This window comes from Bradyrhizobium sp. 134, assembly GCF_023074155.1.
Classification (GTDB): domain Bacteria; phylum Pseudomonadota; class Alphaproteobacteria; order Rhizobiales; family Xanthobacteraceae; genus Bradyrhizobium.
In genome coordinates, this window is record NZ_JADPKX010000006.1 from 118,303 (window position 1) to 139,656 (window position 21,354).

At 63.9% G+C, this 21,354-nt stretch carries 31 protein-coding genes and 1 pseudogene; 15 read left to right on the forward strand and 17 right to left on the reverse strand.

The features are described from left to right. Window positions 1–4 precede the first annotated feature (4 nt). From IVA75_RS01290 to IVA75_RS01315, 6 genes are all read right to left on the reverse strand, one after another. On the reverse strand, window positions 5–925 hold the full coding sequence (locus tag IVA75_RS01290; protein ID WP_247287322.1) for an SH3 domain-containing protein: 921 nt from the start codon (window positions 923–925) through the stop codon (window positions 5–7). A gap of 14 nt (window positions 926–939) precedes the next feature. Further along, a complete protein-coding gene (locus IVA75_RS01295) occupies window positions 940–1,236 on the reverse strand; it encodes a hypothetical protein (protein ID WP_007602176.1) in 297 nt (98 codons plus the stop codon). A gap of 104 nt (window positions 1,237–1,340) precedes the next feature. Then, a complete protein-coding gene (locus IVA75_RS01300) occupies window positions 1,341–1,895 on the reverse strand; it encodes a septation protein IspZ (RefSeq protein WP_247287321.1) in 555 nt (184 codons plus the stop codon). Window positions 1,896–1,907: 12 nt separating this feature from the next. Then, entirely contained in the window at window positions 1,908–2,483 is a 576-nt protein-coding gene (locus IVA75_RS01305) for a hypothetical protein (protein ID WP_247287320.1), read from the reverse strand. Window positions 2,484–2,560: 77 nt separating this feature from the next. Continuing rightward, a complete protein-coding gene (locus IVA75_RS01310) occupies window positions 2,561–2,830 on the reverse strand; it encodes a hypothetical protein (protein ID WP_247287456.1) in 270 nt (89 codons plus the stop codon). Between the two features lie 41 nt (window positions 2,831–2,871). Beyond that, window positions 2,872–4,269 (reverse strand): carotenoid oxygenase family protein, encoded by a 1,398-nt coding sequence (locus IVA75_RS01315; protein ID WP_247287319.1) that lies wholly within the window; start codon window positions 4,267–4,269, stop codon window positions 2,872–2,874. Between the two features lie 106 nt (window positions 4,270–4,375). On the opposite strand from IVA75_RS01315, the gene IVA75_RS01320 reads away from it, so the two are divergent. Together IVA75_RS01320 and IVA75_RS01325 are read left to right on the forward strand one after the other, a co-directional pair. Beyond that, the gene (locus IVA75_RS01320) at window positions 4,376–5,101 is read left to right on the forward strand and encodes a TetR-like C-terminal domain-containing protein (protein WP_247287454.1); all 726 of its coding nucleotides are present in this window, start codon (window positions 4,376–4,378) and stop codon (window positions 5,099–5,101) included. Between the two features lie 49 nt (window positions 5,102–5,150). Continuing rightward, window positions 5,151–5,801: a DUF6321 domain-containing protein gene (locus IVA75_RS01325; RefSeq protein WP_247287318.1), complete on the forward strand. Its 651-nt coding sequence runs from the start codon at window positions 5,151–5,153 to the stop codon at window positions 5,799–5,801. Here IVA75_RS01325 and IVA75_RS01330 read toward each other — a convergent pair. Further along, on the reverse strand, window positions 5,798–6,418 hold the full coding sequence (locus IVA75_RS01330) for a hypothetical protein (RefSeq protein WP_247287452.1): 621 nt from the start codon (window positions 6,416–6,418) through the stop codon (window positions 5,798–5,800). The two genes, IVA75_RS01325 and IVA75_RS01330, sit on opposite strands and share 4 nt — an antisense overlap. 165 nt (window positions 6,419–6,583) lie before the next feature. Here IVA75_RS01330 and IVA75_RS01335 point away from each other — a divergent pair, with 165 nt between their 5' ends. Further along, window positions 6,584–7,144 carry an SET domain-containing protein gene (locus IVA75_RS01335; protein ID WP_027567622.1) on the forward strand — a complete coding sequence of 187 codons (561 nt, stop codon included), beginning with the start codon at window positions 6,584–6,586 and terminating at the stop codon, window positions 7,142–7,144. A gap of 143 nt (window positions 7,145–7,287) precedes the next feature. Here IVA75_RS01335 and IVA75_RS01340 read toward each other — a convergent pair whose 3' ends face one another. Both IVA75_RS01340 and IVA75_RS01345 read right to left on the reverse strand, forming a co-directional pair. Beyond that, window positions 7,288–7,686 carry a hypothetical protein gene (locus IVA75_RS01340; RefSeq protein ID WP_247287317.1) on the reverse strand — a complete coding sequence of 133 codons (399 nt, stop codon included), beginning with the start codon at window positions 7,684–7,686 and terminating at the stop codon, window positions 7,288–7,290. Between the two features lie 38 nt (window positions 7,687–7,724). Continuing rightward, window positions 7,725–7,955, reverse strand: coding sequence for a hypothetical protein (locus IVA75_RS01345; RefSeq protein WP_247287316.1), 231 nt, complete (start codon window positions 7,953–7,955; stop codon window positions 7,725–7,727). Window positions 7,956–8,056: 101 nt separating this feature from the next. On the opposite strand from IVA75_RS01345, the gene IVA75_RS01350 reads away from it, so the two are divergent. Next, entirely contained in the window at window positions 8,057–8,878 is an 822-nt protein-coding gene (locus IVA75_RS01350) for a helix-turn-helix transcriptional regulator (protein ID WP_027567624.1), read from the forward strand. A gap of 67 nt (window positions 8,879–8,945) precedes the next feature. After that, window positions 8,946–9,611, forward strand: a complete 666-nt coding sequence (locus tag IVA75_RS01355; protein ID WP_247287315.1) for a DsbA family oxidoreductase — start codon at window positions 8,946–8,948, stop codon at window positions 9,609–9,611. Window positions 9,612–9,619: 8 nt separating this feature from the next. Here the strand turns inward: IVA75_RS01355 and IVA75_RS01360 are convergent, their stop codons facing one another. Continuing rightward, window positions 9,620–10,783, reverse strand: a complete 1,164-nt coding sequence (locus tag IVA75_RS01360; protein ID WP_247287314.1) for a GNAT family N-acetyltransferase — start codon at window positions 10,781–10,783, stop codon at window positions 9,620–9,622. A 170-nt stretch (window positions 10,784–10,953) separates the two neighbouring features. Between IVA75_RS01360 and IVA75_RS01365 the strand changes: the two genes are divergently transcribed. Together IVA75_RS01365 and IVA75_RS01370 are read left to right on the forward strand one after the other, a co-directional pair. Next, window positions 10,954–11,382 carry a YeeE/YedE family protein gene (locus IVA75_RS01365; protein WP_247287450.1) on the forward strand — a complete coding sequence of 143 codons (429 nt, stop codon included), beginning with the start codon at window positions 10,954–10,956 and terminating at the stop codon, window positions 11,380–11,382. Window positions 11,383–11,387: 5 nt separating this feature from the next. Next, entirely contained in the window at window positions 11,388–11,855 is a 468-nt protein-coding gene (locus tag IVA75_RS01370; protein WP_247287312.1) for a DUF6691 family protein, read from the forward strand. 57 nt (window positions 11,856–11,912) lie between these two features. Here the strand turns inward: IVA75_RS01370 and IVA75_RS01375 are convergent, their stop codons facing one another. Then, complete coding sequence (locus IVA75_RS01375) at window positions 11,913–12,242, reverse strand: hypothetical protein (RefSeq protein ID WP_035961409.1); 330 nt, start codon at window positions 12,240–12,242, stop codon at window positions 11,913–11,915. 109 nt (window positions 12,243–12,351) lie between these two features. Next, a complete protein-coding gene (locus tag IVA75_RS01380; RefSeq protein ID WP_027567630.1) occupies window positions 12,352–12,756 on the reverse strand; it encodes a hypothetical protein in 405 nt (134 codons plus the stop codon). A gap of 183 nt (window positions 12,757–12,939) precedes the next feature. Between IVA75_RS01380 and IVA75_RS01385 the strand changes: the two genes are divergently transcribed. Beyond that, on the forward strand, window positions 12,940–13,173 hold the full coding sequence (locus IVA75_RS01385; RefSeq protein WP_247287311.1) for a hypothetical protein: 234 nt from the start codon (window positions 12,940–12,942) through the stop codon (window positions 13,171–13,173). A gap of 252 nt (window positions 13,174–13,425) precedes the next feature. Here the strand turns inward: IVA75_RS01385 and IVA75_RS01390 are convergent, their stop codons facing one another. Then, entirely contained in the window at window positions 13,426–13,668 is a 243-nt protein-coding gene (locus IVA75_RS01390) for a PilZ domain-containing protein (RefSeq protein ID WP_247287310.1), read from the reverse strand. Between the two features lie 180 nt (window positions 13,669–13,848). Between IVA75_RS01390 and IVA75_RS01395 the strand changes: the two are divergent. Then, window positions 13,849–14,140: pseudogene (locus IVA75_RS01395) on the forward strand (HdeA/HdeB family chaperone). A 99-nt stretch (window positions 14,141–14,239) separates the two neighbouring features. Here the strand turns inward: IVA75_RS01395 and IVA75_RS01400 are convergent. Then, complete coding sequence (locus IVA75_RS01400; protein WP_007612196.1) at window positions 14,240–14,704, reverse strand: PaaI family thioesterase; 465 nt, start codon at window positions 14,702–14,704, stop codon at window positions 14,240–14,242. Between the two features lie 360 nt (window positions 14,705–15,064). Between IVA75_RS01400 and IVA75_RS01405 the strand changes: the two genes are divergently transcribed. Further along, window positions 15,065–15,376, forward strand: coding sequence for a hypothetical protein (locus tag IVA75_RS01405; protein ID WP_027567635.1), 312 nt, complete (start codon window positions 15,065–15,067; stop codon window positions 15,374–15,376). A gap of 104 nt (window positions 15,377–15,480) precedes the next feature. Further along, window positions 15,481–15,735, forward strand: a complete 255-nt coding sequence (locus IVA75_RS01410) for a hypothetical protein (RefSeq protein ID WP_027567636.1) — start codon at window positions 15,481–15,483, stop codon at window positions 15,733–15,735. A gap of 9 nt (window positions 15,736–15,744) precedes the next feature. On the opposite strand, the gene IVA75_RS01415 is transcribed toward IVA75_RS01410, so the two are convergent. Together IVA75_RS01415 and IVA75_RS01420 are read right to left on the reverse strand one after the other, a co-directional pair. Then, window positions 15,745–15,978 (reverse strand): hypothetical protein, encoded by a 234-nt coding sequence (locus tag IVA75_RS01415; RefSeq protein WP_247287309.1) that lies wholly within the window; start codon window positions 15,976–15,978, stop codon window positions 15,745–15,747. Window positions 15,979–16,182: 204 nt separating this feature from the next. Further along, complete coding sequence (locus IVA75_RS01420; protein WP_027567637.1) at window positions 16,183–16,371, reverse strand: hypothetical protein; 189 nt, start codon at window positions 16,369–16,371, stop codon at window positions 16,183–16,185. A gap of 297 nt (window positions 16,372–16,668) precedes the next feature. Here IVA75_RS01420 and IVA75_RS01425 point away from each other — a divergent pair, with 297 nt between their 5' ends. After that, on the forward strand, window positions 16,669–16,950 hold the full coding sequence (locus tag IVA75_RS01425; RefSeq protein WP_247287308.1) for a DUF2798 domain-containing protein: 282 nt from the start codon (window positions 16,669–16,671) through the stop codon (window positions 16,948–16,950). 699 nt (window positions 16,951–17,649) lie between these two features. On the opposite strand, the gene IVA75_RS01430 is transcribed toward IVA75_RS01425, so the two are convergent. After that, on the reverse strand, window positions 17,650–17,817 hold the full coding sequence (locus IVA75_RS01430) for a hypothetical protein (protein ID WP_197031139.1): 168 nt from the start codon (window positions 17,815–17,817) through the stop codon (window positions 17,650–17,652). Window positions 17,818–18,069: 252 nt separating this feature from the next. On the opposite strand from IVA75_RS01430, the gene recA reads away from it, so the two are divergent. From recA to IVA75_RS01445, 3 genes are all read left to right on the forward strand, one after another. Continuing rightward, on the forward strand, window positions 18,070–19,158 hold the full coding sequence (gene recA, locus IVA75_RS01435; protein WP_027567639.1) for a recombinase RecA: 1,089 nt from the start codon (window positions 18,070–18,072) through the stop codon (window positions 19,156–19,158). Between the two features lie 98 nt (window positions 19,159–19,256). Next, complete coding sequence (locus tag IVA75_RS01440) at window positions 19,257–20,240, forward strand: hypothetical protein (protein WP_247287307.1); 984 nt, start codon at window positions 19,257–19,259, stop codon at window positions 20,238–20,240. 10 nt (window positions 20,241–20,250) lie between these two features. Then, complete coding sequence (locus IVA75_RS01445) at window positions 20,251–21,246, forward strand: hypothetical protein (protein WP_247287306.1); 996 nt, start codon at window positions 20,251–20,253, stop codon at window positions 21,244–21,246. Window positions 21,247–21,354 lie beyond the last annotated feature (108 nt).

The window sequence follows — 21,354 nt, forward strand, 5'->3', positions numbered from 1 at the left end:
CGTGCTAGCTGCAATTCGTGACTTGGTTGGAGCACAGCCCGCGCCACCAGCCGCGGACGCCGTCCTGGCTCTCGACAAGGCCCCAGAGACCGCTGCAAGCAAAGATGTGCTTCGGTCCGCCGTCGGTGTCGATCGGGCCGCCGAGCTCGCGCTGGGCCGGCATCCATTTCGCATCGACGAAGGGCGCCTGGAACAGACCGCCCATGCGTGTCGCGCCATTGGCGTAGGACGCGCCGACCTTGTTGGAGGCGACCCAGCCGCGTCCGGCATAGGGCTTTGGCGCGCTGCGCGGATATTTCTTGTCGTCCTCGTAGTCCTTGCCCGGCGGCTTGGCGCCTTCGATCAGAAACCAGCCGTTCTTGAAGCCGATGATGCGGAATTCAGTGAGCCAGCCGCCATCGGGCGTGTTCTCGCTGCCGCCGAGCTTGAGCCGGTAAGGCGGCGGAAGCGTGCCGAGCACACGCGCCTTGATCGATGGCTCGGCGCGCACGTTGAAGCCGTCAGGATCCTTGTCCACGGACCATGCGCCGAAATCACAGGGCTCGGTGCCGTCGGGAAGCGTTGAGCGCTTGGCGGCGAGATCGGCGTGCAGCTTTCCGAACTCAGTGTCGTCGTTGTCAGGATCCGGCCCGCTACGCGGCTTCAATTCGGCCGAGACTGCGCGCGTCGCATCCGGCGTCAGCGCGACCACGAGAGCCTGGCGCGCGACGAACACGCTTGCAGGTGACTTCGGATCGTTCGATGGGGCCGGATAGACGGCGAGGTAGCCCGTCGAACCTTCGGTTCGATAGGCGGTGCCGGCGACATAACCTGCCGGTAGCATGGCGAGCGCGCTAGCCCGCCACGCCGGTTCGGCATCGTCCGCGCGCGCCGCTTGGGTCGCGACACACAGGATCGTCGCCGCGATGAAACCGAGCGCGCGCACGGTTGCCGCGCGGCTTACGCGCGCGTGCCGGTGAACGGGAAGCTGCCCATCGGGCCGATGCCCATCTCACCGCTCATGCTGTCGCCGGAGACGGTTCCGATGAATTCGAGCGTCAACGGCATCGGATTGGTGATCGAGACCTTCCAGTTGACGGCATCGCCGCTGACGGTGCCGTCGAAAATCTCGGCTGTATCGCCTTCCGCACCCTGCGTCCCCGTGAGCGTGCCGCCGGCAGCCGTCAGGCTCAGCGTCGCCTTACGCTCGCCCATGGGTGTCGTCAGGGTCAGAGTCCAGTTGCCGTCGACGGCCATTCGCGTCTCCCAAGATCCCGGCGGACCGCGACGATCCGCGGACCAGTCCCGGCCGAGCGTATAGCGCAACTCGCCGCCCGCGCCTAACGCTCCGTTGGTGGCATTTAGGCGCGGGCGGCGGCGCGCCGTCGGCTGGTGACGATGAGACGGAGCACGACATATTGCACGGCGAAGGCGATGATCTTGGCGCCGCCCGCGACCACGGTGATGTAGAACGCCCACAGCTTCAGATCGCCTGTGGAGGCGACGGCGATCATGCCGGCACCGATCACGAACATCAGCGCGGCCCAGGCATAACCCGCTGCCGTCACGTACTCCGGAACGGTCTCGACGACGATCGATGGCATGTAGCGCAGCATCCAGCCGCGCTTGAGCATGATGGCACCGATCGCGAAATGTGCGATCGAGGGCTTTGCGAGCATGAAGCGGGGGTCGTTGGTCAGCAGCGTGACCGTGCCCAGCACGACGACGAGCGCGACGCTCGCATAGGTCATGTAATTGAGCTGCTGCCCCTTGACGCGCGCGTAGATCACCTGCGCGATCGCTCCGGCAATCGCGACCGACGTTGCCAGGACGACGTTGTCGGTCACGAGGTAGATGACCAGGAAGACGATGGCGGAGAAGAGGTCGGAGGAGAGGCGGGCGAATACGTCCTTCATCGTCGATCCTGTTCAGCGAGTGTGGGGCAGGGCGCTGGCCGGCGCACCGTACTTGATCTGCCGATATTCGGGATACCATTTTGTGAAATAGATTGCGCTGTTGCGGGCGGCGAAGGCGACCGCAAGGCTCGACCAGAGCGGCAGGCCGGGGACATAGAGCAGCACGAGATTGGCGGCCGCCATCAGCAGTGCAGCCGCGGTCCATGCGCCGGTGATGACGTAGTTGGCATAGTGGAAGCCGGGCATTGCCGCGATCTCGGCCGGCACGGATTCGAGCGCGTATTGCAGCGTGAAGGGACGGCGGACCAGCATCGAGCCGAGCGAGATGACGAAGATGCCAATGTCGACCGACAGCGTGACACCGAGTGTGCCGAGCGCCGGGTTGAACAGCACGAGGTGGAGGCCGATTGCGGCGAACAGCAGCGCCGAGCCCATAGCCAGGATCTTCACCGAGCGGCCGCGCATGACATCGATCGCGACGGTCGCGAGACAGATTGCCGAGGCTACGAAGACGCTGATCGTAGCCGAGGTCACCAGCATCAGGAAAGTAAAGGCGCCGTAGGGCGCGAGGATCAGGAAGATCGCCATGGTTCGCCTCGGTCAGTCCTTATCTTTACGATGTAAAGATCAATAGGTCAGGAGCGAGTCGGGGTCAAGCAAAATCTTTACAATGTCAAAATGACGTAAGCGACTTCCAAAAATTGAATTGCTGCAACGGCTTGGTCGGCCATTTCGTCGACGAAGCCGGCCCAGGGCAGGTGCGACAGCAGAGGTAACGCACAGGCGGTTGAGAGGACGAAGGCGAGCAGGATGCCGCCGTCGAAGACGATTTGGCCGCTCCGCCGCGGTCGGATCATCTGGAGCGTGATCCCGGCGCAGATCAGGAACAGGATCAGGACAGCGAGGCGGTCCGCGGCGATCGAGGGCATGTGCATGAAGAGGCCTTTTGGTGACATCAGCGATGTCGAGAGGAGAACTAGGTCGCGCCGACCCAATTGCCGTGAAAACCGTCGGGCACGCGATGGCCGAGCTGCACCAGCGCGACGGGGCCGGCCTCGACATCTCCGGCGTTGAACACGGCGAGGTCGCTGCGGTTCTCCCGCGCGCGCCAGACCACCGCCAGCAGCCAGCCATCGCCTTCCGCAGCATCTTTCGACCGCTCCACGAACACCGGTTCGGAAATGGTGTCGCTGGCCGGCAGCAGATAATGGCCGAGGCGCGTTCCATTGCCGTCGACATGGACGACGCCGGATAGCGCGCCGAACATCGGCAGCTTCGGATTGGCGCAGGCGTACCAGCCGTGACGGCTCTTCAATCCGGCGCGGCGGTCGTCGATGCGCGGGAACTCGCCGGTGAGATCGTCGAGATAGGTCTGCTGGAAGCGGTCGGTGTCGCCTGAGAGATCGAACGTCCAGCGGCAATGCCGCGCGCGCGACTTCTCCGGGTCGGTCGGCCGACCATCGGGATGCGGAAACAGCGGCGCTTCCTCGAATTGCATGACGTCGGCGATGATGCGGTCACCGTCCTCCCACGCATTCATGACGTGGAAGACGTAGCAGGCTTCAGCGCGGAACCAGACGATGTCCTTCGCGCTGCCCTTGCGCTTGATCACGCCAACATAGGCGCCCTTGTCCGGCTCCCAGGCGTAGGGAGGCCGTCCGCTCATCGCGCGCTCCATGCTGCCGGTGAGGGGCAGGATCGGAAACAGCACGTGGTTCTCGGTGACGATGAAGTCGTGCACCATGCTGGCATAGGGCGCCTCGAAGCGTTCGAAGCGCGTCGCCTTGCCGGACGCATCGATCGAGCCGTAGGAGAGGGTGGGCGTCAGCGGTCCCGCGGCGTTGTAGCCGAAGAACACCAGCTCGCCCGTGACGGGATCGATCTTGGGATGCGCCGTGAAGCTGCCGGCAACGCGGGCGTGATAATTGTGATAGCCACGCGTTGCGAGCGTGCCCGGCTCGATCTCGGTGGGCAGATGCGCTTCTTCCAGCGCAAGCAGCTTGCCGGCATGGAAGATGATGTTGGTGTTGGCGACACCGCCGTCAGTGAGGTTTTGCGGCGCATCCGGCAGCTTGCGGCCGAAGCCGCCGAACAGCGCGCGGCCGGCATCGTGCTCGGCCAGCCATTTCGGCGTGCGGATCCAGCGGTTGCGATAACTGGCGCGGCCATTGTCGAGATGAAATGCGTGCAGCATGCCGTCGCCGACGAACCAGTGCGCGCCGGGCGAGTCGAACTGCGGATTGGGGCCGTTGCGATAGAGCGTGCCGTTCAGGTCGCGCGGCAATTCACCGATGATTTTCAGGAAGGGCGCGTCGGCCTCGAACGGGATCGGACCGAGATTGTGGCGGCGTTCGGCAACGGCGTCCTGCTGCACGGCGTATCCCTCCTAATCTTTACATCGTAAAGATGAAATAGTCGTGTGAGGGGGCTTGGTCAAGCGAAATCTTTACACTGTCAATATGGCGTCCTATAGCTGGCCGATGGGCAAGAGCGAAATCAGGACAGAAACTGCGCGCGGTGCGCGCACCTCAAAAAAGGCGAGCGCGCCGGCGCGTCCCGCGCGACAACCGGCGAGCGTCAAGTCCGTGGCGCCCTATCATCACGGCGCGCTGCGCGAGGCGCTGCTCCAGGCCGCCGAACGGGTGCTGGAGCGGGACGGGCTCGCCGGCTTGACATTGCGCGCGGTGGCGCGCGAAGCGGGGGTCTCGCATGCGGCGCCCACCCATCATTTCGGCGACCTCACCGGGCTTCTCAGTGAGCTCGCGGCAGTCGGCTTCCGCCAGTTCAATGCGGCGATGGCCTCGTCCTCTGATAGCGCCACCACCCCGCTCGAGCGCGCGCTGGCGCGGCCGAAAGCCTATGTCGCCTATGCCCAGGCTCATCCTGGCATGTACGGCATCATGTTCCGCACCGAGCGCCTCGACTATTCCAGGCCGTCGCTGCACGAGGCCGCCGAGGCGTCCTTCGCGGGGCTTGCCAATGCCGTCGGCATGATGCGGCAGGAACAGATCCGCGGCGACGCGCTGACGCTCAATCAGGGCGCCGCGATCGCGCGCGCCTGGTCGATGGTGCACGGTTTTACCATGCTGCTGCTCGATGGGCGGCTTGAGGATATTCTGGGGCGCCTGCCCGAGGGCACGACGCCCGAACGCCTGCTCGAGGCGATGCTGATGTCGCCGGTGACGGGGAAGTTGCCGGGTCCCTGATTCGGTCGGGACGAGCGCAACCGCAGCCGTGATGAGGCGTTGACGCCGCATGGCAAAATCATCCCGTGCCCCCTGGAAACGATCAAACCCGCGCAAGCGCGCCGGCAAGGCGTCCAAGCATCTCACGCCTGCGCAGAAATCGGCGGCCAAGGCGCGTGCTCGCCGCGCCGGGCGCAGCTATCCCAACCTCGTAGACAACATGCGCATGGCAGCGAAGAAACCGTCCAAGGCGAAAGCTTCGAAGAAAAAATCCGCCAAGAAGAAGACGCCCAAGCGCAAGGTTACAAAGAAGGCCGCAAGGAAAAAGTCTGCAAAGAAGAAAGCTGCAACGACGTCGCGCAAGCGCCGCGCATCCGCACCCGAAAAGGATCCGCGGGGCGGCTTGACCGCCGCGGGCCGCAAGGCTTTCGCGCGCAAGCAAGGCGCACATCTGCGGCCGGGCGTCACCAAGACGGCATCCGAGATGACACCGCAGGAGATGCGGCGCAAGGGAAGCTGGGCCGTCCGTTTCTATGGTCGCGCCAAGTTGCCGCCCCTCGTCGATGCCAACGGCCGGCCGACCCGGCACGCCTTGTCGGCGCATGCCTGGGGCGAGCCGGTTCCGAGAACGGTGGCAGCGGCGCGGCGCATCGCCGCAAAAGGTGAGCGCCTGCTGGCGCGCTACCGCCGCGCCAAGACGCGGGCGAAGACGAAAGCCTAGCGCATCGTCGCGAGTTCGACCGCGCGGCCGCGCGCGCCGATGATCTTCACCTCGTCCTTGCCGCAGATGAAGCTGCGGGCGAATTCGTCCGCCGCCTTGCGCGCGAGCTCATTGGCGTTCCGGTTGGCGATCGCGTCGACATAGGCGACGTGGCAGACGGGGCCGGGTGGCAGCCGGGTCACGATGAGCATGGCCTTGGTGTTCGGCCGCCCCTGCTTGTCGGGATCGGTGCCATCGGCGATGTGCCAGCGCTGGATCATCGCAAACGGCTTGGTCCCCGCGGTGCGCCATTCGACGGTGGTCTCGGACGAGTTGAACGGAGCGAACCAGACTTTTGCCGCCGGTTCCTCGGCCGCGGCCTTGCGATTGCGGCCGACGGAGACCACCTCACGAAGATCATCCTCGGCGATCAGGACCACGAGGCCATCCTTGCCCTTGCAGACCCGCGTGGTGCTGCCGTCGAGCTCGCTGGGCTTGCCGATCTGGCGGCAATCCTTCGGGGCCGTCGAGGTATATTGGCTGCCCACGGATTGGGCGTCGGCGCGGCCGAGACCGCTGCACATCAGCAACATGGCCAGGAGCAATATGGCCAGAGCTGCGCTGGTGATGCGGAACATGACGATGCCTTTGGTCGAGCGGGAACTCCGTACCATCAGACGTCTTGATTGTGGGCAAGGTTCAAACAGGGTCGACAGACACCTGACAGCGGCGCGGAATCGTTCTAGAAGAGCGGCTTCGCTTGGGCTCTTTCAGCCTCGTTCGCGTCCTCGTTTTTCGTGATCATGCCAGCCACCTCGTCCAACAAACCTTATCGCGTCGGCCGCTCGAAAACCGGGCTCGGCCTCTTCGCAACCAAGCCGATCAAGAAGGGCACCCGGATCATCCGTTATTACGGACCGATCCTGGACTCCCGGATTCCCGAGCACGACGACATCGAGAACAAATACCTGTTCGAGCTCAACGGCCGCTGGACCATCGACGGCTCGGTGCGCAAGAACCTCGCGCGCTACATCAACCATTCGTGCCGGCCCAACGCCGAATCCGACGTTCGGCCGCGCGAGCGCAAGGTCTTCATCCGCGCCATCAAGAACATCGAGCCGGGCGACGAGATCAATTACGACTACGGCACCGATTATTTCAAAGCCTACCTGAAGCCGATCGGCTGCAAGTGCGAATCTTGCGAGAAGAAGCGCAAGAAGCTGCGCGCCGAGGCGCGGGCCGAGCGCGCCAAGGTGAAGGCGCGCACGGAGCGCAAAGCGCAGAAGGCGGGTGCGAAGGCCGCCAAAAAGAAGAAGCTCAACGGCGTCGCTGTTGGCAAGGCGAACGGCCGCGCGCGGGCGTAGCCTGAGTTCGAGCTTCTCGCACAACAGTCCTGCCCCGCGAAAGCGAGGCATCCAGTACGCCGCGGCCTTTCAGTATGCGACGACTGCCTCTGGAATACTGGGTCGCCCGGTCAAGCCGGGCGACGACAGCGAGTGATGTGGCCTCAGGCAGCCAGCACACTCCCGCTCCTGCGCAATCCCACATATTGCAGTTCGGCAAACACGCCGGTCGCGATCGCCTGTGCCACGACCATGAGCTCGCCGGCAAGGTTCGGCGACACCGCGCCCGAGAGCAGCAGCGCAATGCTGCCGACCGTCCAGGCCGCGTTGCCGACGACGACCAGCAGCACGAGCGGCTTTGCCACGGAGGCGCGTGAGGCGAGCCAGCCGACGAGTGCCGTGTAGGCGATCAGGAACAGGCCGGTCTCGCGCAGCAGCGCTTCAGGCAGGTTGAACAGCGACGCGAACGCGCTGGCGCCGAACGTGAAGCTGAGAGCGGCGACGCCGCTGAAGATCGCGTCGGCAAGGAGCGCGCGGCGAAGGAAGGTGGATGCGTCGATCATCGTGGGTCTCCATGGTTGGGGTGGGCTCGAGGTGAAACTCAGTGCAATCCGCGCCACCAGGCCCGAAGCAGGCGGGCGAGGCGGAACGGGCAGAGGCTCCTGCCGACGCTGTGCTCGAAGGCCGTGACCTGCGCGACGACGTAGTCGCCAGTCGAATGCACCAGCGGCTCGGGCACGTTGAGGCTGCGCGCCAGCATCCGGGTTGCGAGCGCCATGGCCCAGGGAACTAGCTGGTCTGTGACGGTCCGGTAGAGCAGCAGTGCGATCATGGTCGTCTCCTGTTGCGACCCAAGATGCGCCGGCCCGCGGACCAATTCGATTACCTCCGACGTAATGGAAGGGCCGAAATCTGCGTGCTAGGTTTTCGACCATGAACGCACATGCATCCACGGCGCAGGCCGAACGCAGCCAACCAATCCATATCGGCGACCATTTGCGCGAATGGCGGCAGCGCCGCCGCATGAGCCAGCTCGATCTCGCCGGCGAGGCCGAAATCTCGGCGCGGCATTTGAGCTTCGTCGAGACCGGCCGCGCCGCACCCTCGCGCGACATGGTGCTCAGACTCGCCGAACGTCTCGACGTGCCATTGCGCGAACGCAACGTGCTGCTGGTCGCCGCCGGCTACGCCCCGGCCTTTCCGCAGCGCCCGCTGGAGGATCCCGCCTTGAAATCAGCCCGCCAGGCGATCGACCTCGTCCTCAGGGCGCACGAGCCCAATCCGGCGCTGGCTTATGACCGGCACTGGAATCTGGTCTCCGCCAACCGCATGCTGGCGCCGCTGCTCGCCGGCATTCCGCAGCGACTGCTCGGCCAGCCGTTCAACGTGCTGCGGCTCGCCTTCCATCCGGAGGCGCTGGCGCCGCGCACGGTCAATCTCGCGGAATGGTGCGGGCATCTCCTGGAGCGGTTGCACCGGCAATGCGAGGCGACGGCCGATCCCGAGCTGATCAAGCTGTACAACGACCTGAAGAGTTATCGGATCCCGGCGCGCGCGGCGCCGCTGTCGAGCGACAATGTCGCGATCCCCTTCAAGCTGCGCCACGACGGGGAGATACTAAGCTTCTTCTCCACCACCATGGTGTTCGGTACGCCCGTCGACATCACGCTGTCGGAGCTGGCTTTGGAAACCTTCTTCCCGGCCGACGAGCGCACCGCCGAGCGGCTCCGACAAATGGCAGCAGCCATGAGCTAGCGGCCTTGCCTCGGAACGGGTTCGGCTTATCTTTGGGCACAACCCGCAACGCCCGAAGGAGGCGCTCATGAGCACCCTAAAGCCGCTCCAGATCGACGTCGTTTCCGACGTGGTGTGCCCCTGGTGCTATATCGGCAAGCACCGGATCGAGAGCGCGTTGGCGCTGGTGCCCGACGTTCCGGTCAAGCTCAATTTCCGTCCCTTCTTCCTCAATCCCTGGGTGCCGTCCGAGGGCATCAGCCGGGACGAGTATCTCACCAAGAAGTTCGGCTCGGTCGAGGCCTATAAGGGCATTGCGGGACGCGTCGTTGCGGCAGCGGGCGAAGAGGGGCTCGTCTACCGGCCGGAGCTTGTCGCGCGTCAGCCCAACACCACCGACTGCCACCGCCTGATCCTCTGGGCCGAGGCGATCGGCAAGGCGCCCGAGATGAAGCAGCGCCTGATGGAGCTCTACTTCCGCGACGGCGGCGACCTCACCGATTTGAACGTGCTGGTGCAGGCGGCTGCCGAGGTCGGCCTCGATGCCGACGACGTGCGCAAGCGCCTTGTGACCGACGAGGACGTCGCGCGCGTATCGGCGGACGCGCAGGAAGCCGCCGAGAAGGGCATCTCCGGCGTGCCGACCTACGTGTTCGCGCAAAAATACGCCGTCTCCGGCGCGCAGGATCCCAACATGCTCGCGCGCGCCATCCGCGAGGTCTCGGCGGAGATCAACGCCCAGGCGGCGGAGTAGCAGTTATCCTATTTACGAAGCAGGCGAACTGCGCGGCGCGCCACCGCGTAGGCGATGCCGTGCGCCGCGAGCGCTCCGTGAACGAGCGCCACGATCGGATCGTTCCGCCGCAACGGTATCAGCACGTTGCCGACGGCGAAGCGCCCGCGCCAGATCGGGTTGATCATGGGGTGATCGGCGCTCGCCGTGGAATCCGCGCTGGCGATGGCCGGATCGGCGCAAAGGCGGCGGGTGAGCTCGAGCGTGAGCTGCACGCCCGGCGAATATCTGGCAAAGCGCTCGTCGATACCGAGCTTGAAGAAGAAGGCGCGATCCTGATGGCGCAGCACGATGCCGGCGGCCACCGGCGTGGCGCCGGCGCGAAGGGTGATGATCTCGCATTGCGCGGTTTCTGCCAGCGCGGGAACGGCGCGGCGAATGAAGGTTGCATCGCCGGCATGCTGGACCAGCGCGGTTCCGCGCTTGCCCTTCCAGCCGCTGGCTTCGAGCTGCAGGAATGTTTCGAGCGCCGGTCCGATCTCGTCGGGGCTGTGCGCGACATCGAACACGACGGCGCCGTGGTCTTCGAGACGATGCCGCTGGCGGCGCAGCTCCTTGAGCTTTTTGGTGCCGAGCGCGTCTCGTAGCAGCGTCTCACCGTCCAGCGTTGCGTCCAGGCTGGCGCGGATGTAGGAGCTCAGGAGGCGCGGCTTCAGGCCGTCGCGATTCAGAACCTGATTGAGGGCGGTCATTGCCGCCCCATCGAGCGCGACATCGTTCAGCACGAGCGCATGCGCTCCGGTCGCGCGGGCCTGCTGCAACAGGCGCGTCGCTGCCTCGGTCGGGGCATCGCGGTCGATCAGCGGGCTGCACAGCGTGCCGTAGGGATGGGCGCTCACCAGCGCGGGCAGGGGGATCTTCCATGCCCGCCAGAGCGAGATCACCGGCATAAGCCCGATCAACCGCGATCCATCGTATGCGGGAAGCGCCGAGGCATCGGTGCGGCCGCGCGCGGTTGCACTGACAGCGAGCTCCCAGCCCGGCAGGTAATATCCGTTCGGCTCGATCGCGCGCTGCGCGAGTGCGCGCCATTGGCCGGCTTCGATCGCCGTAAGCGGGACGCGCGCGCGCGCCGTCGCGGCAGGCTTTGCCGATGCTGGATTGATCGCAGCCTGGTGCGCGATGTCGACCACGTCCCGTCGTCCCCGTTCAGGAGGCCATGCTTAGCGCAAAGATTGGAAAATACCGTTGGGACGCCGCTTCAATTCGAGTGGTAATATTAACGTCTCGTTGAGCATCCGGCCGCGAGCCGCCGGATCTCCCGATGGATACGACAGAATTGCTCTCGACCCGGAGGATCATCATGGTCGTCACACCTTTTACGCCGATTGCGTCGCTCTTTTGCGGCGCGTTGATCGGCCTGTCCGCCGTGCTGCTGATGTGGACGACGGGGCGAATCGCGGGAGTCAGCGGAATCGCGGCGCGGCTGTTTCCGCCTTACGAGGATCGGCAATTCGCCGGCCGGCTCGCCTTCGTCGCGGGCCTCGTCATCGCGCCCGTCCTGGTGCGCCTTGTCACCGGAAGCCTGCCGGCGCAAACGATCGCCGCCGGAACGCCGCTTCTGATTGTCGCGGGACTGCTCACCGGTTTTGGCGCGGTGTGGGGTAGCGGTTGCACCTCCGGCCACGGCGTCTGTGGCTTGTCGCGGTTGTCGGTGCGATCGCTGGTCGCGACCATGACCTTCATGGCGGCCGGCATGGCGACCGTCTTCGTGATGCGGCACTGGAGCTGACCGCGATGACAATCCTCATTCAATTCGGAATCGGTGTGGTCTTTGGCCTTGGCCTCATCGTCTCAGGTATGTCGAACCCGGCGAAGGTCCTGAATTTCCTGGACGTTGGCGGCATCCCGGCGGGAACGTGGGATGCAAGCCTCGCTTTCGTGATGGCCGGCGCGGTCGCGGTGACCTTCATCGGTTTCAGTCGCGTCTTGAAACTGGCGCGGCCTGTCTTCGCCGATCGCTTCCATGTCCCAACGCGAAAAGATATCGATCGGAGAATTATCGCCGGTCCCGCCATCTTCGGTATCGGCTGGGGCCTTGTAGGCTTTTGTCCAGGCCCGGCGTTGACCGCGCTCGGATTTGGCTCGGCGTCCCCATTCATTTTCGTCGCCGCGATGTGTGCTGGCATGGTGCTCGCCCGCTTCATCGCGCAGCTTCCGTCGGCAACGCGTGTCGTCACGCCGGCAGATCCGCTCGAAACCTGACATGGGCAGGACCGGGCGAGTTGTCTCGTCCGGTCCTGCCTGTCATGGCTTCATCGACTACCAGCGATCGCCGACACCGACGCCAACGCTGACGCCGGGCGCGCGGATGCCGACGCCGCCGCGCGGACCATCGTCCCAGTCACGATAGGTGCGGCGCTCGTAGTAACGGTCGCGCGGCATGGTCGCGTAGGAGTCGCGCACGATCACGCGCGAGCCGCCGCGGGTGCGATAGCAATTGCCGGAATCGTCGCAGACCAGCCGCACTTCCTGGACGAGATCGGGGCTGGTGTATTCGCTGGTCGTGTAGACGTCGGCGGCCTTCGCGCCGCTCACCGCTGCCAAGGCTCCGACGCCAGCCAGCAATGCAATCGTGAATGTCCTCATCATGTCCTCCTCGAAACTGCCCTCGGCGGTAACAAGAAGGGGAGGCAGCGATCGTTCCGGCAGAACTACAGGTTTTTCCCGGAACCGGATCGCTTGTCGGCGTGATTTGTTCCTAGATCGGTTCGTAGCTTTCCGATCCGCAGATGTCGTCCGCTTCGGCGCGGCGGCGATCGATTACCTTTCCGCCCGATATGGTCACGATGTAGGTCTGTGGGCCGAGCGGCGAGCCGGTCGCCGAGGTGAGCTGGGCGCGGACGCAAGCTGTCCAGCCTGGTCCCCGCACCTCACGATGGGGCGTGGCGACATGCACCTCACGCGGATAGGACGTGCTGAGGAAGACGAATTCGATCTGCTCGCGCACGACGCGTTTGACGTCAGGGGGCGCTTCGGGCGGAGGCTGCTCGGCCTCCTTCATGCGCATGAACTCGGGCACCGGTGCGCGGCTGTCCGCAAAGCCGCAGGCCCCGAGCGCGAGCGCGCTGGCCAGCAGCGCGGCATGAATAATGATCCGCAACATCCGTGAAGGTCCCCTGCGGGCCAAAATAGGCACGAATGCGATCCGACGAAGACATGGCCGATCAAGATTTGCTGAAGCCAGCATTTCCCGAAGCCAAGATTTCCTCAGGCCCTTGGAGCCCGCAGCATTGGCTATTCCATAATTGCCGGCTAGTTTGTGCGCCAGACGAGGGGGATTGCGTCCATGAGGATTTTGGTCATAGCGGCCGCGGTGCTGGCGCTGGCGGTTGCCTCCGCGCAGGCGCAGATGGGCGGCGGCAGGCGTCAGCCTAACGAGGGCGGCCAGAAGGCGGACAACAAGCCCAAGGTCGACGAGAAGGCCTACAAGGCCGCACTCGAGCGCATTCCCGAGTCCAAGGAGAAGTACGATCCGTGGAGCGGGGCGCGTCCGCCTGAATCTGCCAAGAAGCCGAAATAGGTGAGGCGGGCGCTGGCGACCCGCTCCTGCTATTTGGCCGCTCTCATCACGCTCCTCGCATCGTCACCGCAGCCAAGCATCGGGCGGCAAACGGCTGGCCCATAGCGAGCCTGCTGGCCAGGCGAGGTTTCGTCGTCGTGCTCGCCCGCGACACCGGCAACCCATGTGAATCTGCGCGAGCCGTCGCCGTCGCATCAAGCAATGATCATCGTGTTGTGGATGTGATGCGAATGATCATTCACACGGTATGCACTACTGTACGAAAGCGAGGCCGATGCGCCTCTCGCTGCGCCAGACGGCTCGGCATTTGCGCACGAAATTGTCGCGCGCGATCGCGAGCGTGAACGATTGCGGCACTGCGACGAGGGCATCGAGGTCGATTGCGGCGCCGTCCGCCGACATGTTTCGCACCGTGCACGTGATGCCGCAATTTTCAAAGGTGATCGTTCCACCCTTGAAAACACGGTAACGCTGCGCTGCACGCTTCTCGATCATCCGCGTTAATCCATAATGATATTTGTGAAGTAGTGCATAGAAATTACGTTGAACTAAACTCAATACTGGCGCTACTTGCACAGCGCTTCAGATTTCGTTTACGACGTCGAAGCGGAAGTCACTCCGCGGATTTTCCCCCAAGCCGTTCCTTTGTGGCGCTACGCGCCGATGGAGATATTGATGAAGACCACGCTTTCGCTTCTGTTCGCCGCAGCGCTCTCGCTGTCGTCCATGCCCGCCCACGCCACCAAGCTCGATCTCGCGACCATGAGCTGCAAACAGTTCCTGGAGAGCGGCGACGACACCATCAAGATGGTGCTGACCTGGATGGACGGCTGGTACAAGGGCGATGAAGAGAACGCGATCATCGACACCGACGTGTTCGTCGAGAACCAAGCAGTTCGGCAGCTATTGCGGAAAGAATCCGAACGTCAGCATCGTCACGGCGGCTGACGAAGTGCTCGGCAAGTGACTTCTCCCGCGTGACGGCGCGACGCGCGATCGCATTTCCTGCCTCGACATGACGCTATCGAGAGCCGCGGTGCGCTCACGCGGCTTTCTTCTTTGATGCTCACCCCGGCAGCATCGCGAACGCGCTCGACACCATCGCCACCGGCTTGTTGTCGGTGGCCGAGAGCAGCGTGACCCGGCCAAAGCTCATGGTGCGGCCGAGTCGCACCACGCGGGCGTCGGCCAGCACGTCCGACGAGGAGACTGCGCGCATGAAATGCGTGGTCTGGTCAACCGTCGTCATTGGACGATAACCGCGGTTGGCGGCGAGGTTCGCAATCACCATGGCGGTATCGGCGAGTGCCATCAGCGCCTGGCCGCAGACCACGCCGCCGTTGCGGCACAGGCGCTCCGAGAAAGGCATGCGCAGGAGCGCTGCCGGCTGCCAGTCCGGCACGTCCGGCGGCGGCAGGTGCTCGATGCGCTCGACCGACAGGTTGAGATCCTGGACCCAGGGCGCAAAGACCTCGCCGAGGATGCGTCTGGCTTCAGTGATGCCGAACTCGGCTTCTGGCTGCGATGGCATTGCTGTCGTTTCCTCCGTGTTGCCGGATGTTCGGCATTCCGAGCGGACCGGCGCGGCAAAGTCACCCGGACTGCCACGGGTCCCGTCGGCTTGAAAATGCCTGACTTCGCCCGGTATGATGCCACGGAGTGGGTATGGGTGGGTGATGTTGCGTCGGTATGTCCTCGTGTTTTGTCTGGCCGGGCTCGGACTGTTGCTGAACGGGTGCACCAAGTGCGGCCCGATCTGGGACGACTGGCTCCACGCGCCGAAATCGTGCAAATCGGACCGGCTCTAGCGGGCCGAGCAGCCCCTGCGGTTGTGCCAGGGGTGACAAGGCGGGGGCGACCCGCGCCGCCATGGATGATCAAGGAGTCGATGATGAAGCTTTTCCGTATGGCCGCGGTGCTGGCTGTTCTGGCGGGACCGACCGTGCTGGCGGGACCGGCCTCTGCGCAAATGCCCAATCTCAATTTGCTGCAGGACGGTCCGGGCAAGACCCCTGAGGAGAAGGCCGCGGAAGCCGAGCGTGACAAGGCCTACAAGGAAACGCTGAAGAAGATTCCGGATTCCAAGGCCTCCAACGATCCCTGGGGCGGCATGCGCTCCGACCCGCCGAAGCAGGCGGCGGCGCCAAAGGCGTCGGCCGCGACCGGTGCGCCGAAGAAGAAGTCCGGCACGACTGCCAATTGAGCTTCTGTCCGATCGGAGGCGGCTGATGCCTCCGGCCGGGACTCCATTTCGGCCGGCCCGCTTCCTACATTGCGCGAGAGCGTATTGCGTAAAGGAGGCGGGATATGGCCGATCGTCCGCGAGATCTCGCCGAGCGGATGGCGCGCCGGCGCAAGATGGGCGGCAAGCCCGGCGCGAGGGCCGGCGACGGCTATCTGCGCGAAACCTTCACGCTGCCACGCGCGGCGGCACGGGAGAGGGCGCAGGCTTTCTTCACCCGCTACCCCAAGGCCGGCTATATGAGCGCGGTCGAGACTTGGCGCGAGCTGCCCGGCGGCGACATCGAATTCACGATGCGGCGGCTGCCCAGCGCGGATTAGGCTTGGCCCCTATTTGAAGGTTTCCGATGTGATGCGGATCCGGAACACGGGCTCCTTGGCCTCGTCCAGCAGCTCCATATTCCATTCGGAATTTTCCTGGAGCTTGCGGGCGATGCCGGCAGCCATGTCGGCGCAGACGCTGGTCATCTCCTTCCAGGCCAGATCGCGATCGGCAAATTCCGACGCCTGGTCGGCACAGCCGGAATAGCTGCCGTTCCGGATTCGAAAGAAGTAGAGCGGCATGGTTCGCACCGATCGCGCCTGATGGCTCCGTCCCCACGGCCATAATCGCGAGCAGTCCAATCCCAAACCGTCGGCAGATCAATTCCGGTCGGCTACGGAATAGCCCCATGGGCGCCGCTGTGTCCTATAGGCCATGACGGCTGCGGCGCGCCGGGGCGCGCCAGCCCCGCCGCCGATCTCGGTCCTGCCGTTTAGGCCTGCCGCTCAGGCGGTTTTGCGCCCGATCGCCTTCAGCTCCCGATCAATGCGCAGCTGCACCCGCCGGATCGCCAACAGATCGATCTTGGTCTCGGTTCGGCCGGTCTTGATCTGCTCGCCGATCCGGAACTGCCACTGCCAGATGCCGGGAAGTGCCGTCTTGGCGACGGTGAACTCGACGCCCCTGTGATTCATGGCCTTCTCCCACGATTCACTTCCATCACTGAGAACATGCTGGGCGGCATAATATTCCAGGGAAAGCCAAATCTGTCGGTAAGCCCCGGATAGCTCACGGCTATCTCGCACGCGCAGGCGCTCCGAAACATTCGAAATCGGATGTCGAAAGACGCCGGCCACGCGCGGCGGCGCGAGACCTCATGCCCGTGGTTCTCCGACCAAGAACAGAGTTCCTGGGATGGGTAAGGGCACCTTCCGGAACGCGGCGGCATATGCCTTGCTCGGCCCGATGACGGTCAACAACATGGGCGCGTCATGCCGGGCATTCCCCGCCGCTATTCTCATTTCGTGTTCGGAATCATCCAGTCCGGACTGACCTCGCTGATCGCCGCAGCCATCGCCAGCTTTCCGGCAGGGAACGCACTGGACTTCCTCGCGCACTGGATGGTGTCGTGGCTGATCGCATGGGCGGCGATGCTGCCGATCGTGCTGCTCGCGGCGCCGGCGATCCGCGCCTTCTCGCTGCGGCTGACGCAGGAGGAGGGCGGTTCGCAAACCGGCCGGCCGGCATGGAAATCGGCATCAAAATCGGAATGAAATCGGAATGAAAAACCCCGCTTGGAAGAACCAAGCGGGGAAAGGTTATTGGAGGCTGAGGTGCTGGGCTGCAACACCATAGCCAGGCGACCCTAGCCGGCTCAGCTTACGACAGCCTGACAAGGCCTGATGGTGGCAGCAAAAGCCGGACCTCGGCGGGCCGCAGACTGGCCCCGCACCGGTCCCAATTTCGACATCCGTTCGCACAACTCAGGACACAACCGCAGGCGAGATTTCGCAGCGACGGTGCTGCCATGGGGGAAACGTGGCGCACCGGCAACGGGGTGGCATCATGGACAACGTAGAGCGGTCATTCGCCGCCGCGACGGCGGCTGGCTTCGTCGTGCTGGTGATCGGCATCGGGTTGCTGGTTCTGCTATAGGCGGCGTTGGGTGCCGGGATATGGCTCCGCGACTGGAAAGGCCCATGCGCGCCTTTCAAAAACACGAAAACAACCCCATGCACAGTAGCCCGCCGGAAAATTCTTCTCGTTCAATCAATGGTTTACTGGTAGTAATTAGATACCATATCGACTCGGACTCGCCTCCACGGCCATCCGAATCCCGATTCCCGTGCCGATCTTTTTGAGATCAATGGCGCCGCTCCGGCCTCGTCGCTGGCGCGTTGCCGCTGGCGAACACCGCCGCCGCCTGCCCAGCCAGCCGGCCTGTCAGCTCCCAAGCCCTCGTCCCCGCGGCCTTAGTGAACCTTGATCGCGTCCAGCGGCAGATGGAGTTCGGCGGCACGCTCTTCGCGATCCTTCTTGCGGAACTCGTTTTCCTTGCGCTCGAACTTGCTCAGCTCCTCTCGCGCCGCCTCCAGCAGTGGAGTGCGCCGGCTCGTATCGTGATGCGTATTTTCGGTCATGATTGGAAGTCCCAGAGTTGCAGTCTCATCCAAGAGAAGGCCGCAGACCGCGAAAGGTTCGGTGCCGCAGGATTACCGAATTCTGGCGGCGTGCGGGTCATCCGTCTTTGATGCGCGTCAGCCAGAGCGTGCAAATTCCCAAAAGAACATATTGCGAACATAGAACAAATAGGGTACATTGCTTTTATCGCCGCGCCGCCTCGCCAATCGTTTGTCCCTCACGCGAATCCTCGTCATAAGGAGCACGACCCGATGTCCACCACTGCCCTGCGTATCGTCGAAGGATCCTCCATGGACAAGAGTAAAGCTCTCGCCGCCGCGCTCTCCCAGATCGAGCGGCAGTTCGGCAAGGGCTCGGTGATGAAGCTGGGCAAGAACGACCGTTCGATGGATGTCGAGGCGATCTCGTCGGGCTCGTTGGGGCTCGATATCGCGCTCGGGATCGGCGGCCTGCCGAAGGGGCGCGTCGTGGAGATCTACGGGCCGGAATCCTCGGGCAAGACCACGCTGGCGCTGCACACGGTTGCGGAAGGGCAGAAGAAGGGCGGCATCTGCGCCTTCATCGACGCCGAGCACGCGCTCGACCCGGTCTATGCGCGCAAGCTGGGCGTCAACATCGACGAGCTCCTGATCTCCCAGCCGGACACCGGCGAGCAGGCGCTGGAAATCTGCGACACGCTGGTGCGCTCCGGCGCGGTCGACGTGCTGGTGATCGATTCGGTCGCGGCCCTGGTGCCGAAAGCCGAGCTCGAGGGCGAGATGGGCGACGCGCTGCCGGGCCTGCAGGCCCGTCTGATGAGCCAGGCGCTGCGCAAGCTGACGGCGTCCATCAACAAGTCCAATACCATGGTGATCTTCATCAACCAGATCCGCATGAAGATCGGTGTGATGTACGGCTCGCCGGAGACCACCACCGGCGGCAACGCGCTGAAATTCTACGCCTCCATCCGTCTCGACATCCGCCGCATCGGCGCGATCAAGGAGCGCGACGAGGTTGTCGGCAACACCACCCGCGTCAAGGTCGTGAAGAACAAGCTGGCGCCGCCCTTCAAGCAGGTCGAGTTCGACATCATGTACGGCGAGGGCGTCTCCAAGATGGGCGAGATCCTCGATCTCGGCGTCAAGGCCGGCATCGTCGAAAAGTCCGGCGCCTGGTTCTCCTATGACAGCCAGCGTCTTGGCCAGGGCCGCGAGAATTCGAAAGCATTCCTGAAGGCCAACCCCGACATCACCGCCAAGATCGAAACCTCGATCCGCCAGAACTCCGGCCTGATCGCCGAGCAGATTCTCGCCGGGAGCCCCGAGCGTGACGCCGACGGCGAGGAGCCGGCGGACGAGTAAGCTTCAACAGTAAAGTTTTTCGCGAGGAGCGGGCGCTGAGGACGTTGAGTTGCCGACGTCGTCAGTGCCCGTTTCGTTTTGCCTGGAGTATTTAGGCGATGAAGCGTGCGTTTCTGACGAGTTCGTCCGGCTTCGACCTCATGCGCTCGGGCCTTGCCGAAATCGTCATCCCCTTCACGTTCCGCTTTGTCGATGGGCCTCCGCCTCTTGACGAACTTGCAGTCTATGTCGCCGCTCGCTCGGGGGGAGCGGGTCCGGGGACGCACTGGTCGGACTTCGTTGGACGCCGGCCGTCGGCTGCCGAAGACCGCAGACATCTCTCGCTGGTCGAGTTCTGCCAATCCTACGACGTCGTCGAATTGTGGTTCGATCGGACCCCAAATGATCAGCTCCAGCTGATCTGGCTGCTCGAATATCTCCGCTCCCACCCAGAGACCGTGGCCAAGTCAAAGCTCCGACTGATTGCCTTCGATCTCATCTCACAGGAGGCGGCGAACATTAGTAAGTCGCTGTCCTACATTCCGGCTGTCGACATCACCTCGGATGAACTCGCAACGGCAAGGAAGGCTTGGCTGGCCTACGCCGCGCCGACGCCCGAGGCCTGTGTCGGCCTCGTTGACAACGATCTGAGTGCCCTGCCGATGCTGAAGCCGGCCTTGATCGACTTGCTGGCGGAGCTTCCGTCAATTTCGACGGGGCTCGGCGCGACGGAAATGCGATTCCTCGAACTCATTGCACGGGGTTACGAACGGACGAATGCATTGTTCCATCTGCGTAGTCTTCGCCGTACGCGTGGTTTTAGCGAGTTTGAGCTGGGGTGGTTGCCGCACGGACTTGCGCTAGGTCCGAGACCCGCGATTGCCGGACTCGACGATGAACTGCGGAATATCCGCCGAGAGAATCTGAGGGACCGTGATGACGCTTATCTGCGGAGCAGATTGTCGATAACGGAGTTTGGGAGGTCGGTGCTGGCGGGCAGGGAAGATTTCAGCCGCCACAATCCAATCGATCGCTGGTGGGGCGGCACGCGGCTGACCAACGATCGGCTGTGGCGCTACGGCCCTTCTTTGACGAAGCCTTGAGGCCACCGGCATGATGCGGCTCATTGTGACAACGGACTCGTCCACCGCCGGCGCGATCCAACGCGCCGGCCTTGCTGATCTCGTGATTGCGATCGAGCGCCGGCTGGTCTGGGGACCGTTGCCGTCCGATGTCGAGCTCGATGCGTTTTTTGCGCCACGCACCAAGCAGCCACATGGCCTTCATTGGCTGGATGATATGCCGCGCTGGCGTCTCGAAGGATCGGGTGCGAAGGATCGCGGATTGATCGAATTGTTCGCTGAATGCGACTCGGTCGAATTGTGGATGGAGTCAGAGCCGAATGCGCAATTGATTCTGCTCCGGTTGCTCGACTACTGCTGGCGCGAGAAATCGGCGGTTCCCAAGCTCGTCATGCGTCAGCTGGACATCTCCGTTGGCGGCGCCGATGCCGAGCGACTTGCAGCGCTCAACCCGCCGACCGTCAAGCCCACGAAAGATCACCTTGATCTGACCGGCCGTGCGTGGCGCGCCTATCGCGCGCCGACGCCGCAGGACTGGTTTGATCTCCTCAAGGCGGATTTAGGCCTGCTGCCGCAACTCGGTCAGTGTGTGGCGGACCTCCTCGACGAGCTTCCGAGTGTCGCCATCGGTCTTGGAGCGACTGAAACGCGAATGCTGGAGTTGATCGCACCGGGCGACGTGCATCCCTTTGACGTTTTCCCGGGTGAGCAGAAACGCAATGAGCGGCGCGTTTTCGACTACTGGGAAGTCGGAGCGCTGCTCGATGGCCTCGTGCGATGTCCGGAGCCGGCGATATCGGGGCTCGACGAGGGGCCGTTTACGCTCGACATGCACAACGATCCTCTCCGTCACGCGCGATACAAGCAGTCCCGTTTGTCGCTCACCGATTTTGGGAAGGCGGTGCTGGCAGGAGAAGACGATTTCCTCCGTCATAACCCGATCCACCGATGGTGGGCTGGGACTGAGCTGACCAATGAACGGCTGTGGCGGTGGGATCGCGAAAGCCGATCGTTGGTTGCGCCCTAGATGCGCGTTCAGTGCCGTAGGGGGTGGGTTAGCCCTGCGACTGCGCGCAGCGCAGTTCGCACGGCGTAACCCACCACTGTTCGTCGCCGCGGAAGCTAAAGCGGTGGG

What these genes read in the sequence shown, in the direction of transcription:
- IVA75_RS01340 (WP_247287317.1), bottom strand. Translation starts at nt 7,686, where the DNA reads ATGATCGACGCATCCACCTTCCTTCGCCGCGCGCTCCTTGCCGACGCG.
- IVA75_RS01420 (WP_027567637.1), bottom strand. Translation starts at nt 16,371, where the DNA reads ATGAATCACAGGGGCGTCGAGTTCACCGTCGCCAAGACGGCACTTCCC.
- IVA75_RS01400 (WP_007612196.1), bottom strand. Translation starts at nt 14,704, where the DNA reads ATGCCATCGCAGCCAGAAGCCGAGTTCGGCATCACTGAAGCCAGACGC.
- IVA75_RS01320 (WP_247287454.1), top strand. Translation starts at nt 4,376, where the DNA reads ATGGGCAAGAGCGAAATCAGGACAGAAACTGCGCGCGGTGCGCGCACC.
- IVA75_RS01440 (WP_247287307.1), top strand. Translation starts at nt 19,257, where the DNA reads ATGAAGCGTGCGTTTCTGACGAGTTCGTCCGGCTTCGACCTCATGCGC.
- IVA75_RS01430 (WP_197031139.1), bottom strand. Translation starts at nt 17,817, where the DNA reads ATGACCGAAAATACGCATCACGATACGAGCCGGCGCACTCCACTGCTG.
- IVA75_RS01410 (WP_027567636.1), top strand. Translation starts at nt 15,481, where the DNA reads ATGGCCGATCGTCCGCGAGATCTCGCCGAGCGGATGGCGCGCCGGCGC.
- IVA75_RS01350 (WP_027567624.1), top strand. Translation starts at nt 8,057, where the DNA reads ATGAACGCACATGCATCCACGGCGCAGGCCGAACGCAGCCAACCAATC.
- recA (WP_027567639.1), top strand. Translation starts at nt 18,070, where the DNA reads ATGTCCACCACTGCCCTGCGTATCGTCGAAGGATCCTCCATGGACAAG.
- IVA75_RS01375 (WP_035961409.1), bottom strand. Translation starts at nt 12,242, where the DNA reads ATGATGAGGACATTCACGATTGCATTGCTGGCTGGCGTCGGAGCCTTG.
- IVA75_RS01370 (WP_247287312.1), top strand. Translation starts at nt 11,388, where the DNA reads ATGACAATCCTCATTCAATTCGGAATCGGTGTGGTCTTTGGCCTTGGC.
- IVA75_RS01390 (WP_247287310.1), bottom strand. Translation starts at nt 13,668, where the DNA reads ATGATCGAGAAGCGTGCAGCGCAGCGTTACCGTGTTTTCAAGGGTGGA.
- IVA75_RS01385 (WP_247287311.1), top strand. Translation starts at nt 12,940, where the DNA reads ATGAGGATTTTGGTCATAGCGGCCGCGGTGCTGGCGCTGGCGGTTGCC.
- IVA75_RS01305 (WP_247287320.1), bottom strand. Translation starts at nt 2,483, where the DNA reads ATGGCGATCTTCCTGATCCTCGCGCCCTACGGCGCCTTTACTTTCCTG.
- IVA75_RS01405 (WP_027567635.1), top strand. Translation starts at nt 15,065, where the DNA reads ATGAAGCTTTTCCGTATGGCCGCGGTGCTGGCTGTTCTGGCGGGACCG.
- IVA75_RS01330 (WP_247287452.1), bottom strand. Translation starts at nt 6,418, where the DNA reads ATGTTCCGCATCACCAGCGCAGCTCTGGCCATATTGCTCCTGGCCATG.
- IVA75_RS01445 (WP_247287306.1), top strand. Translation starts at nt 20,251, where the DNA reads ATGATGCGGCTCATTGTGACAACGGACTCGTCCACCGCCGGCGCGATC.
- IVA75_RS01425 (WP_247287308.1), top strand. Translation starts at nt 16,669, where the DNA reads ATGCCGGGCATTCCCCGCCGCTATTCTCATTTCGTGTTCGGAATCATC.
- IVA75_RS01415 (WP_247287309.1), bottom strand. Translation starts at nt 15,978, where the DNA reads ATGCCGCTCTACTTCTTTCGAATCCGGAACGGCAGCTATTCCGGCTGT.
- IVA75_RS01335 (WP_027567622.1), top strand. Translation starts at nt 6,584, where the DNA reads ATGCCAGCCACCTCGTCCAACAAACCTTATCGCGTCGGCCGCTCGAAA.
- IVA75_RS01355 (WP_247287315.1), top strand. Translation starts at nt 8,946, where the DNA reads ATGAGCACCCTAAAGCCGCTCCAGATCGACGTCGTTTCCGACGTGGTG.
- IVA75_RS01325 (WP_247287318.1), top strand. Translation starts at nt 5,151, where the DNA reads ATGGCAAAATCATCCCGTGCCCCCTGGAAACGATCAAACCCGCGCAAG.
- IVA75_RS01300 (WP_247287321.1), bottom strand. Translation starts at nt 1,895, where the DNA reads ATGAAGGACGTATTCGCCCGCCTCTCCTCCGACCTCTTCTCCGCCATC.
- IVA75_RS01345 (WP_247287316.1), bottom strand. Translation starts at nt 7,955, where the DNA reads ATGATCGCACTGCTGCTCTACCGGACCGTCACAGACCAGCTAGTTCCC.
- IVA75_RS01295 (WP_007602176.1), bottom strand. Translation starts at nt 1,236, where the DNA reads ATGGCCGTCGACGGCAACTGGACTCTGACCCTGACGACACCCATGGGC.
- IVA75_RS01310 (WP_247287456.1), bottom strand. Translation starts at nt 2,830, where the DNA reads ATGCACATGCCCTCGATCGCCGCGGACCGCCTCGCTGTCCTGATCCTG.
- IVA75_RS01380 (WP_027567630.1), bottom strand. Translation starts at nt 12,756, where the DNA reads ATGTTGCGGATCATTATTCATGCCGCGCTGCTGGCCAGCGCGCTCGCG.
- IVA75_RS01365 (WP_247287450.1), top strand. Translation starts at nt 10,954, where the DNA reads ATGGTCGTCACACCTTTTACGCCGATTGCGTCGCTCTTTTGCGGCGCG.